13 protein-coding genes and 1 tRNA gene are annotated in these 11,626 nt (G+C 33.5%); 5 read left to right on the plus strand and 9 right to left on the minus strand.

Features of this window, described 5'->3' with window-relative positions:
- Positions 1-12: 12 nt before the first annotated feature.
- The 3 genes from QZ260_RS09715 to mce form a co-directional block, all read right to left on the minus strand.
- Positions 13-207 carry a PID-CTERM protein-sorting domain-containing protein gene (locus QZ260_RS09715; RefSeq protein ID WP_295985570.1) on the minus strand — a complete coding sequence of 65 codons (195 nt, stop codon included), beginning with the start codon at positions 205-207 and terminating at the stop codon, positions 13-15.
- A 393-nt stretch (positions 208-600) separates the two neighbouring features.
- A tRNA-Ile gene (locus QZ260_RS09720) sits at positions 601-674 on the minus strand.
- A 49-nt stretch (positions 675-723) separates the two neighbouring features.
- Positions 724-1,128 carry a methylmalonyl-CoA epimerase gene (gene mce, locus QZ260_RS09725; RefSeq protein ID WP_295985573.1) on the minus strand — a complete coding sequence of 135 codons (405 nt, stop codon included), beginning with the start codon at positions 1,126-1,128 and terminating at the stop codon, positions 724-726.
- A 142-nt stretch (positions 1,129-1,270) separates the two neighbouring features.
- On the opposite strand from mce, the gene rbfA reads away from it, so the two are divergent.
- Both rbfA and QZ260_RS09735 read left to right on the plus strand, forming a co-directional pair.
- A complete protein-coding gene (rbfA, locus tag QZ260_RS09730; protein WP_295985576.1) occupies positions 1,271-1,675 on the plus strand; it encodes a 30S ribosome-binding factor RbfA in 405 nt (134 codons plus the stop codon).
- An 8-nt stretch (positions 1,676-1,683) separates the two neighbouring features.
- Positions 1,684-2,889: an FtsX-like permease family protein gene (locus QZ260_RS09735; protein ID WP_295985578.1), complete on the plus strand. Its 1,206-nt coding sequence runs from the start codon at positions 1,684-1,686 to the stop codon at positions 2,887-2,889.
- Position 2,890: 1 nt separating this feature from the next.
- Here QZ260_RS09735 and dusB read toward each other — a convergent pair whose 3' ends face one another.
- The gene (gene dusB, locus QZ260_RS09740; protein WP_295985581.1) at positions 2,891-3,886 is read right to left on the minus strand and encodes a tRNA dihydrouridine synthase DusB; all 996 of its coding nucleotides are present in this window, start codon (positions 3,884-3,886) and stop codon (positions 2,891-2,893) included.
- Between the two features lie 121 nt (positions 3,887-4,007).
- Between dusB and QZ260_RS09745 the strand changes: the two genes are divergently transcribed.
- On the plus strand, positions 4,008-4,541 hold the full coding sequence (locus QZ260_RS09745) for a hypothetical protein (protein WP_295985583.1): 534 nt from the start codon (positions 4,008-4,010) through the stop codon (positions 4,539-4,541).
- Between the two features lie 197 nt (positions 4,542-4,738).
- Here QZ260_RS09745 and QZ260_RS09750 read toward each other — a convergent pair whose 3' ends face one another.
- The 4 genes from QZ260_RS09750 to QZ260_RS09765 all read right to left on the minus strand — a co-directional run bounded on the left by QZ260_RS09750 (position 4,739) and on the right by QZ260_RS09765 (position 8,263).
- A complete protein-coding gene (locus QZ260_RS09750; RefSeq protein WP_295985585.1) occupies positions 4,739-5,860 on the minus strand; it encodes a T9SS type A sorting domain-containing protein in 1,122 nt (373 codons plus the stop codon).
- A gap of 157 nt (positions 5,861-6,017) precedes the next feature.
- Complete coding sequence (locus tag QZ260_RS09755; RefSeq protein WP_295985587.1) at positions 6,018-6,611, minus strand: heme-binding protein; 594 nt, start codon at positions 6,609-6,611, stop codon at positions 6,018-6,020.
- Positions 6,612-6,620: 9 nt separating this feature from the next.
- On the minus strand, positions 6,621-7,031 hold the full coding sequence (locus QZ260_RS09760) for a DUF4345 domain-containing protein (RefSeq protein ID WP_295985589.1): 411 nt from the start codon (positions 7,029-7,031) through the stop codon (positions 6,621-6,623).
- An 8-nt stretch (positions 7,032-7,039) separates the two neighbouring features.
- Positions 7,040-8,263 carry a M20/M25/M40 family metallo-hydrolase gene (locus tag QZ260_RS09765; RefSeq protein ID WP_295985592.1) on the minus strand — a complete coding sequence of 408 codons (1,224 nt, stop codon included), beginning with the start codon at positions 8,261-8,263 and terminating at the stop codon, positions 7,040-7,042.
- Positions 8,264-8,317: 54 nt separating this feature from the next.
- On the opposite strand from QZ260_RS09765, the gene QZ260_RS09770 reads away from it, so the two are divergent.
- Positions 8,318-9,415: a hypothetical protein gene (locus tag QZ260_RS09770; RefSeq protein ID WP_295985593.1), complete on the plus strand. Its 1,098-nt coding sequence runs from the start codon at positions 8,318-8,320 to the stop codon at positions 9,413-9,415.
- 129 nt (positions 9,416-9,544) lie between these two features.
- Entirely contained in the window at positions 9,545-11,341 is a 1,797-nt protein-coding gene (gene lepA, locus QZ260_RS09775; RefSeq protein WP_295985596.1) for a translation elongation factor 4, read from the plus strand.
- A gap of 51 nt (positions 11,342-11,392) precedes the next feature.
- Here lepA and QZ260_RS09780 read toward each other — a convergent pair.
- The coding region (locus tag QZ260_RS09780) for a hypothetical protein (protein ID WP_295985599.1) at positions 11,393-11,626 on the minus strand (234 nt) is incomplete at its 5' end.

Raw genomic sequence — 11,626 nt, forward strand, 5'->3', positions numbered from 1 at the left:
AAACAACTAATTTTAGTTATTTCGTTTAAGTAATAACTTTTTAACCCCATAAAATAAGGCGAAAGCCATACCATAAAGCAAACCTCCATCAATAGGTAAACCTGGTGGTGGTGGTGGTAGAGCAGGCGGTGGTGGTGGTGTCTGAGCTACACACACAAAACTTATTAATACAAATAAGAATGAGGCAAATATTCTTTTATTCTGCATGGTCATTGGGTCACATGGGTCACATGGGTCACAAAAGTATGAAAAAAAGCGCGTCCACGAAACATATATAATTAATCTCTCAATTTTATTTTATTCCACGAATATATATAATTTCATATCAAGGGAAAATTAAAATTTATTTCTTGCATTAAAATAACTAATGGTAACAACGTGTATGTTTCAGCAAGCTGAATCAGTAATTACGCAAATTTTGCTACTTGTAAACTTCAAGATAAACTGAAACCGATTTGACACACCAAACTTGCCAAATCATACACAGCCACGTTAGCAAAAATTAATATTAATGACAAATGACGTGTTTTTTTCTGCAAATTTTTTGCAAATAAAAAAGGTTCGAAACGTTAAAACGTCGCAAACCATTTATTTTACTAGTGGTCCCACATGGACTCGAACCATGGACCACCTGATTATGAGTCAGGTGCTCTAACCAACTGAGCTATAGGACCGAAATTGGAGTGCAATATTACTACTTATTTTAATTGTTAGCAAGAAAAATTATCCCTTTATATCTTGGCACAACTCAATTAAAACACCGTTTGATGATTTTGGATGTAAAAAAGCTACCAACTTATTATCGGCGCCTTTTTTAGGTGTTTCATTTAATACCTTGAAACCCTCTTTCTTAAGTCTCTTAATTTCACCTACTATATCATCAACATCAAAGGCTATGTGATGAATCCCTTCCCCCTTTTTTTCTATAAATTTATTGATCGGACTATTTTCTTTTGTAGCTTCTAACAATTCAATTTTATTATCACCAACTTTAAAAAAAGAGGTGTTAACGCCTTCGCTTTTTACTTCTTCTGTTTTATAATGAGGTTCTCCAAAAAGTTTAAAAAATAATTCATTAGAGTCTTTAAGGTTTTTTACTGCAATACCAATATGTTCAATTTTATTCATCAAAATATTTAGTTTTTTCATTTCTAAGAAAGCGGAAATCTCTCAAATTCCATATCAAGATATGAAAATAGCACCCTAAAAGTAACATAATCTTTAAATATCCGCTATTTTTGCATACTAAACCTTTAATAGGTAATAACACATGAGTGATATAGAGGAGAGTCAAAGACAAAAAAGAATAGGAACCGTTTTACAACAGGATTTAGTAGAAGTGCTTCAAGGTGCTGCCACTCAAGGCGGTATGCGTGGTGTTTTAATATCGGTTTCTAAAGTAAAAGTGACTGTAGATTTAGGCGTTGCTAAGGTCTATTTAAGTATTTTTCCTAATGATAAGGCTAAAGAACTTCTTGAAGGTATAAAATCTAACACACCCGTAATTCGACATGAATTAGCGCAGCGTACCAGACACCAACTCCGCCGTATGCCTAATTTAGAGTTTTTTATAGACGATTCTTTAGAGTATATTGACCAAATAGAAAAATCTTTAAAAGGCAAAGAAAATCCAATAAAAGACCCAACAATTCTAGACAAAAGAAAAAAATCTTAATTTTCTAATTGAGTTTCTCTCTATACATAGCAAAACGTTATTTACGCTCTAAGAGTACTAACAACGCTATAAATTTTATAACCTATATTGCTATAATTGGCGTTATTTTAGGTTCAGCATCACTATTTATTGTGCTTTCTGGTTTTGCAGGTTTAAAAGATTTTACACTTCAATTTACAAGTCAGGTTGATCCGGATTTAAAAGCCGAAACAGCCATTGGAAAATCGTTTATCCTAACCGACGACGAAATAAATAAACTCAATAATTTAAAGGATATTGCTTATTATTCTAAAGTTGTAGAAGAACGTGTTTTTTTAGCTTCTGGAGATAAAAACACACTCGCTGTTATAAAAGGTGTTGACGAACATTTTCAAAATGTAGTGACTATTGATTCTACTTTAGATCATGGGAATTGGTTAGAACAAAAATCCAATCAACTCGTAATTGGATGGGGCATTTCAAATAGCTTGTCACTTGGGGTTTTAGATTTTACAAAACCCATAACCGTTTATGTTCCAAAACCTGGAAAAGGACAAATAACAAGCACAAAAAATGCATTTAACAGTGTAAACACAATAAGTGTTGGTGTGTTTTATATTAACGAAAACCTAAACGACACCTACGTTTATGCTCCTATAGATTTATCCAAACACCTTCTTAATTACGAACCCAACCAAATCTCGTCCATAGAATTTAGACTTAAAAATGAGGCGGATGAAACTCAAGCCAAAGACAATATTCAAGCTATTTTAGGCGATAAAGTGATATTAAAAAATAGAGCGCAACTGAACGACGCGCTTTACAAAATGCTAAACACCGAAAACTTAGCGGTATACCTCATCTTTACTCTCGTATTAATCATTGCATTTTTTAATGTTGTTGGTTCGTTAATTATGATGATGCTTGACAAAAAACGAAGCTTAAACACACTATTCAACATTGGTGCCACCGTAAAAGACATTCGGAAAATATTTTTTTACCAAGGCACTTTAATTGGTGTTGTTGGCGGTCTCATTGGGCTAGGAGTTGCACTTGTTATAATAGCGCTCCAAAAAGCATTTAGTTTGGTCATGATAACCCCAACGCTGGCTTACCCAGTAACCCTTAAGATAGAAAACTTCTTTATCGTCTTTTTAACCATCTCCATTTTAGGAATAATTGCATCTAAAATTGCATCAGTACGTATAACAAAATCTATGGTGCAACATTATTAATTTACTCTGTAAACTGATGTCCTGCAAATTTCTCCAACACCTCTTCAAAGGCTGCAAAAACATCTTGAGAATGATCAGAAGTTACCATTTTCATGCGGTATTCTTTAAAATGCGGAATGCCCTTAAAGTAGTTGGTGTAGTGACGGCGGGTTTCAAAAACACCTAAAATCTCCCCTTTCCAATCAATAGCCATCTGTAAATGTCTACGCGCTGCCTCAACACGTTCTTCCAAAGAAATAGGATCTAAATGTTCGCCTGTATTAAAAAAGTGTTTTACCTGTTTAAAAAACCATGGATTTCCAATAGAAGCACGCCCAATCATGGCGCCATCTAATCCATACTCATCTCGCATTTCCATAGCACGCTCAGGACTGGTTATATCCCCATTTCCAAATACAGGAATGTGCATACGTGCGTTGTTTTTTACATCTGCAATCGGTTTCCAATCAGCATCACCTTTATACATTTGTGCTCTAGTACGCCCATGAATAGCGATGGCTTTACAGCCTACATCTTGCAAGCGTTCTGCTACCTCAACAATACGAATAGAATCGTGATCCCATCCCAACCGTGTTTTTACGGTAATAGGTATATTGGTGCGTTTTACCATTTCGGCAGTAAGTCGCTCCATTAGACACACATCTTTTAAAATACCTGCTCCCGCACCTTTACTTACTACTTTTTTTACAGGGCACCCAAAATTAATATCGATTATATCTGGTTTAGATGCCGAAACAATATCAATAGTTTGCAACATACTATCGAGATTTGCTCCAAATATTTGAATACCTACTGGTCGTTCCTTTTCATAAATATCTAACTTCATAACGCTTTTTGCAGCGTTACGAATTAAACCTTCGCTAGATACAAACTCGGTATACACCACATCGGCGCCTTGCTCCTTGCATAAAGCACGAAACGGAGGGTCGCTAACATCTTCCATTGGCGCCAAAAGCAATGGAAAATCAGGAAGTTCTATGTTGTCTATTTTTACCAAATATTTAAAATTTAAACAAAAATAAAGTATTTATTATTTCTTTACTTACTAGTTACATGAAAATAAAAAGCAGGCGCAACTTAAATTGAAATATGTATATTAGATTTTGAATTTTTTAAACATGAAAAAGAATATACACCTATTATGTATACTGTGTTTACTCCTTCTTAATTGCAGTGTGGTAGATGAACTAACAAAGTTTGATATTGATTATGAAATCGAATACACGATTCCTCCTGTAAGCATCATAAACATTCCTATTAGCTTAAATACTCCTGATATTGAAACTGAAAATGAAACCACTTTTGAAAATAACAACACCAACAAAAACTCAATAAAAAGTATTCGTTTAAAAAGTTTGACGCTGAACATCACCGACCCAGAGACTGCCCATTTCAATTTTTTAAAAGACATTCGGATATACATTAAAACTGAAAATGTCGAGGAAACGGAAATAGCTAATTTAATAGATATTGAAAATTCAAATTCACGAGTACTTGACTTAAAAATCTTGAATAAAGAGCTTGAAGACTATGTTAAAGAAGATCAGTTTACATTGCGAGTTGTAGCTGTTGCAGACGAAACAACCTCTGAACAAATTAGCATCACCATAAAAAGTGTTTTTGCTGTTGATGCTAAAATTTTAGGAATTTAATTATTCGTTTTTATAAAATAAATGCAGATCCTATTTGGGCCTGTATCTATAAACGTTCTGCAACCTCAGCATCTTTTTTAAAATTGTGAGCGCAACTAAACGGGTTGTTATGGTTTTAGAAATGTTGGCAAAGAATTAAGTCCTTTTATCAAATTAAAATAAGGTTTTAAAACTTACATCAAATAGCGTTGTGTAAACTACTTCTTGATGATTTTTTTAATAACAGAAGTGTGATTATTAAAACGGACATTGACAAAATATATTCCCAAACTTAATGGAGACATATCAATTAAAAAATTATTGCCATCATATAGTTTCACCTGTTTGGTGTCATAGACTTGAACACTTGCTATTTCTGAACCTTTAATGTGTAAAACGTCTTCCACTGGATTTGGGAATAAGGCTAAATTATTCGTTTTATATTCAGCATCCATTGAAAGTGCTACATCATTTGTTGAAAATGATATCAACTTTGCATAATCTGTTATGCCTTGGTCAAAGGCCTCAGAGGTAATATAATAACTATTTTCGTCCACAAAAGTAATAGCCTCTACCTGTTCAAATGATAAAGAGGATAAATCGGTTCGATTAGTAGACCCGAAAAAAACATCGCTGCCAGTAAAGTTTTCGCACTCCCAAACAAAAGGTTGTAAAATATTGTTATAACCTACTAAATATAATTTAGCAGTTAACGGGTTATATGTTCCACCTGTAATTAACCCATTACTGTTTAATGTTGTGGTTAATGGACTTAATAAATACGTCCCGGGTGTTTTTGAAACCAAATAGCCTTTTGTTATTCCATTTATCCAGTTTTTAGTGAATACAATTAAATTTGACGCATCATAGGAAACCAAAGCTTCAGCATCCCATTCTGTATTGTTAGCACTCGTAGCTGTCAAATCTGTCTGGTCAGAATAACTAAATGATATGGTTTCGGCGGTAACCGTATCCATACTTAAATAATCAGTTTTATTAATTTTATAAATCTTTAAATCAGTTCTGTTTCCGCTAATATTATTACCAATATCTCCAATATATATGCTGGTTTCGTCTTGAGTTATATCTTCCCAATCTACATTTTGAGCGTTTGAAATGGTAACTGTTCTTATTACTACTTTAGTTCCTAAATCAACTTCATACAATTCATTATTTCCTCCAGAATCATTATGTGTAATAAGCTTACCATTAAAATAAATTATCCCAGACGATTCACTTAAAGAAGCGGGTAATGGAAATTCTTCTGTCACGTTGCTTATTTGAGCAAAAGCACCAAATAATCCAAAAACAAAAAACGAAATGGAGACAGCAAATTTCATAAACCTTCATTTAAATTAAGTTCTAAATGTACCATAAAAATATTTATATCTGTAAAAAAATTCGTCTTTGAAATACTCATATAATTTCATTAATCAAAAGACTATCTATTATTCTAGGTGCTACTTTAAGCGCTTTAATAGCGGATAAATAATAATACTATTGTAGTTCTAAAATAATTTCATTTCGCCTTTTTATAATTTCAAAAGGGGCGTTATATCCAAAAAAGTAAAATTTATTAGTATGAGCAATACCCTCGTTATCTAAAACCGTTTTTAATTTATTTTTGTAAGACTCAATTTTCTTGGAATTAGCCCAACCACCAAAGCTAATTGCTGCAACCGTTTTTGCAGGTTCTTCTTTAAATTCAATATTGGATTGGTTTGGTTTTGGTAAATCTTCTTTTTTAAACTTTTTAGGCACCATAAACATCATGGTTGTGCTATCTTCTAAACTCATGGATACTGGCGATGTCATGGATATCTTTTCATTAGTTTCATTCCCTCCAAAAATATAACCCGCCAAAACAGAAAACCCTTCACTTGAAGCTTTTTTATAATCACTACTATTTAATTTAACAGTAGTAAATAAACTGGCTTCATAACGACGGATTTCAAATTTATCATAGCTTTTAACAGCTTTGTATGGGTAGCTCTCAATACCGTTTTGTACTTTAAAATGGTATACCACTTGAACTAATAGAAAAATGAGTAGTATTGTGCCTAAAATTATTAAAACTGTTTTCATTTTCATTCTTAAAAATTAGCGTTTATTTTTTTGTAATTGTTGCTTAATCCATCTTTTTAAAACCCAAAACCCATAAACACCCAAAAATAATTCTGCGAAAGTTCCAAAAAGATATCCGAAAGTAGGTGTGCCATCAACTATCAAACTTAAGACTCTTCCAGAACCTAAACCAAGCATAAATATCATATTAGATACTAACGCAATTTTCAGATAGTTTGTTTTAAAAATCCCGAAAAGCCATACTATGGAAAATCCCAAATACAACCCCATTATGGCTTTAAAAAAGTTGTGCTCATCAATAGTGTTTATATGAATATCGAATTGTAAATCAGGATTAAAACCATAAACAAAGGACACAGGAACAACGATTAAAACTGAGATAATCAAGTGTATCTTATTAATGAAGTCTTGTTTAGTTTTAATCATTATCTGTCTTAGAAGTTAATCTCTGCTTCAACCAATTCACCTTTTCTATCAACGACTACTTTTGTTTTATTTCCTTTGTCAAAAGTAGCTAAAACCTTCATATAACTCATCATATCTACAACCGTGCTATCTCCTAGTTTTACAACAATATCGCCTTTTTGTAAGCCTGCCTTTTGTGCTGGTTTGTCTTCGCTAATACCATCAATCCGCATGCCTTTACCATCAAATAAATAATCTGGAATAACACCTAAACCAACTTTAAACCTAGGTGTTTCTTCACTCTCATTTTTTGTTTTTCTAAAAGGCAATTTTCCGTTGTTATCTAGATCTGAAATAACTTCAAAAATATAATTAGAAATAGTTTGCATGCCCTTGTAATTCAACTTTTCAAAATCGTCGCTTGGTTTATGATAATCTTCATGCTGACCCGTAAAAAAATGCAACACAGGAATATCGACATTATAAAAAGATGTATGATCGCTTGGACCGATACCCGATTCTTTCTGAATCAATTTAAAATTGCTGTTATGCGCTTTTAAGGTTTGTTTTAATATAGGCGAAGTTCCAACGCCATAAACAGCTAACGTGCTATCTGCTTTTAAGCGTCCTACCATGTCCATATTGATCATGTAGTTTATTCTTTTAGTGTCAATTGTTGCGTTTTTTACAAAGTAGTTAGATCCCAATAAACCCATTTCTTCACCAGAAAATGCCATAAATAAATAGTTGTTATTCATGTTTTTAGTTTTTAGTTTTTCAGCTAAATTTAGCATTACTGCCACTCCACTCGCATTATCATCTGCGCCATTATGAATGGCTTGTTCTCCTCTATGTAAAGACCCTTCTGCACCATAACCCAAATGATCATAATGTGCACCAATAACTATCGTATTTTCAGCATTATTATTTATAAAACCTAAAACATTTGTTCCAGTAATAATGCTATCTCCGTCTTTTACCGTGTAGTTTACCTTTTGATGCGGATTCGTTTTTGGCTTAAACGAAAACACTTGAAAATATTCATTTTTTCCTTTACCCTCTAGCCCTAAATCTTCTAACCGTTTTGCGATGTATTTAGCGGCAGCTTTTTCGCCCTCAGTTCCAGTCTGACGCCCTTCCAAAGCATCGTCCGACAAGAACGTAACATCTTCTTTTATGGTTATCGATTTTACGGTTTCTTTTTTACATGAATTTAAAAAAACTAAAAAAAGAAGTGCAAATAAGTATTTCATAGTTATATATATTAATTTTACTCAAATTTAATCATTACTTATATCTTTTTCAAAATGAATCGAATATACCTTACCGCATTAGTTTTAGTAGTTTTTGCATGTAAAGACGAAAAAAAGAAACATGTTGAAGACCTAAATCAAGTTGAAATTGTTAAAGACTCATTAATTTTTCCTGAAGAAAATCATTTTAAATCTATTAGACAAATCACTTTTGGAGGTGATAACGCCGAGGCTTATTGGAGTTTTGATGATAAACAAATAGTATTTCAATCTAATAACAAAAACTGGAACGTAAGTTGCGATCAAATGTTTTTAATGGATATTGACGAAACTTTTGAAGACAAAATTCCGCCAATGGTATCAACAGGAAAAGGACGTACCACCTGCTCATATTTTTTACCAGATAACAAGCATATTATTTATGCTTCCACACATTTAGGTGATGAAGAATGTCCCGACACTCCGCTTCGTAAAAACGGAAAGTACATTTGGCCCGTTTATGACTCTTTCGACATTTTTGTAGCCGATTTAGAAGGTAATATTGTAAACCAATTAACCAATGAAAAAGGCTATGATGCGGAACCAACAGTATCACCGAAAGGCGATAAAATCGTGTTTACTTCAACCAGAAGTGGTGATTTAGAACTTTACACTATGAACCTCGACGGAACAGGTGTAAAACAAATTACTGATGAATTAGGTTATGATGGCGGTGCCTTCTTTTCGCCTGATGGCACAAAAATTATCTTCCGTTCATCACGCCCAAAAACTGATAAAGAAATTGCAGCATACAAAGAATTATTAGCAGAAGGCTTGGTTGAACCTACAGATATGGAACTTTACATTTGTAATGCAGACGGAAGTGATTTACGTCAATTAACCGATTTAGGAAACGCCAATTGGAGTCCGTTTTTTCATCCTTCAGGAAAAAAAATATTGTTCTCATCTAATTTTGAAGCAGAACGTGGTTTCCCATTTAATTTATACTTAATTGATATTGATGGTAAAAACCTAGAACGTGTTACACATAGTGAAACTTTTGATGCCTTTCCAGTGTTTTCTAATGATGGTAAGTATTTAGCATTTTCATCAAACCGAAATAACGGTGGCGGTCGAGACACTAATTTGTTTATTGCAGAATGGAAAGACTAAAAGGGCTAACATTCTGAAATACATTAAAGGAGAAACTAACCTATTTATTACAGAATGGCATGACTAGTTTATTTATAGCTAAATAATTAAACTATCTTTGCAAAATCTTTTTTATGAAGATTGTTGACTATGAAGAACATCAGAAATTTTTGCATCATTGCACATATAGATCACGGTAAGAGCACACTTGCGGACCGTTTATTGGATTATACAGGTACAGTAACCGCTAGAGAACAGCAGGCCCAATTACTAGATAGTATGGATTTGGAGCGTGAACGTGGTATCACTATAAAGTCGCACGCTATCCAAATGGATTATGAACATGAAGGTGAAAAATATATTTTAAATCTTATTGATACTCCTGGTCACGTCGATTTCTCTTATGAAGTATCACGTTCTATTGCTGCTTGTGAAGGCGCATTACTTATTGTAGATGCAGCACAAAGTATACAAGCACAAACCATCTCTAATTTGTATTTAGCTTTAGAAAACGACTTGGAAATTATTCCAATTTTAAATAAAGTTGATTTACCAAGTGCCAATCCAGAAGAAGTTACGGATGATATTGTTGATTTATTAGGTTGCGACCCAGAAGAAGTTATTCACGCTAGTGGAAAAACAGGTTTTGGTGTAGATAATATTTTATCGGCCATAATTGACCGCGTTCCCGCCCCAAAAGGCGACCCGAATGCACCATTGCAAGCTTTAATTTTTGATTCGGTTTACAACACCTTTAGAGGTATTGAAACCTATTTTAGAGTTTTTAATGGCGAAATTAAAAAAGGGCAACATATAAAGTTTGTTGCAACAGATAAAGATTATTATGCTGATGAAGTTGGAACTTTAAAACTCTCTCAGGTAGCAAAACAAAGTGTAAAGACAGGCGATGTTGGCTATTTAATAACAGGTATTAAAACAGCTAAAGAAGTAAAAGTAGGTGATACAATCACCGATTTCGAAAACCCTACAACCAATATCGTTGAAGGTTTTGAAGATGTAAAACCTATGGTTTTTGCGGGTATATACCCTGTAGATACTGAAGACTACGAGGAGCTTCGTAATTCTATGGAAAAACTGCAATTAAACGATGCCTCGTTAGTGTTTGCGCCAGAAAGTTCTGCAGCACTAGGTTTTGGTTTTCGTTGTGGGTTTTTAGGCATGCTGCACATGGAAATTATTCAAGAACGTTTAGAGCGCGAGTTTGACATGACGGTTATAACTACCGTGCCCAATGTATCGTATCATGCCTACACAAATAAAAATCCAGACGAAGCTTTCATAGTAAATAACCCTTCAGATTTACCAGACCCATCTACGGTTAATAGAGTTGAAGAGCCTTATATAAAAGCAACTATAATTACAAAGTCTGATTTTGTTGGTAATGTAATGTCGCTTTGTATTGAAAAAAGAGGTATTGTTTTAAATCAAACCTATTTAACTACAGAGCGTGTTGAGATGACATTTGAAATGCCATTAGCAGAAATTGTATTCGATTTTTACGATCGATTAAAAACAGTATCAAAAGGTTATGCTTCGTTTGATTACCATCCAATTGGTATGAAAACATCAAAACTAGTGCGTTTAGACATCTTGTTAAATGCACTAACAGTTGATGCTTTATCTGCTTTAATTCACGCTGATAATGCTCAAAATATTGGTAAAAAAATGTGTGAAAAGTTAAAAGAACTTATTCCGCGTCAACAATTTGATATCCCAATTCAAGCAGCTATTGGAGCCAAAATTATTTCTCGTGAAACCATTAAAGCACTCCGTAAAGATGTTACTGCAAAATGTTATGGTGGTGATATTTCTCGTAAGCGTAAACTTCTTGAAAAACAAAAGAAAGGTAAAAAACGTATGCGTCAGGTGGGTAATGTAGAAATTCCCCAACAAGCGTTTATGGCGGTTTTAAAGCTTAATGATTAAAAAAAGCCATCTAATAAATTAGACGGCTTTTTTTATTATCAATAATGCTTTCTAGTTACAAGTCCCAAAAAGCTCAATACCTATAATAAACTGTGCAAATGTAGCACCATCTAAATCTTCTATTTCTTCTTGACCATTTGTAGTAATTGTAACTGATCCGTCTCCGTTATCACAATATTCTTGAGTAACAGTGAATATTTCACAAGTTTTACATTCGCCTGATGAATCATCCTTACTATCATCGCTACTGCAAGAGCTAAAAGCTAATACTCCAATTAAAAGAGC

The sequence above is a fragment of the uncultured Algibacter sp. genome, from assembly GCF_905480415.1.
In the GTDB taxonomy this organism is placed as follows: domain Bacteria; phylum Bacteroidota; class Bacteroidia; order Flavobacteriales; family Flavobacteriaceae; genus Algibacter_B.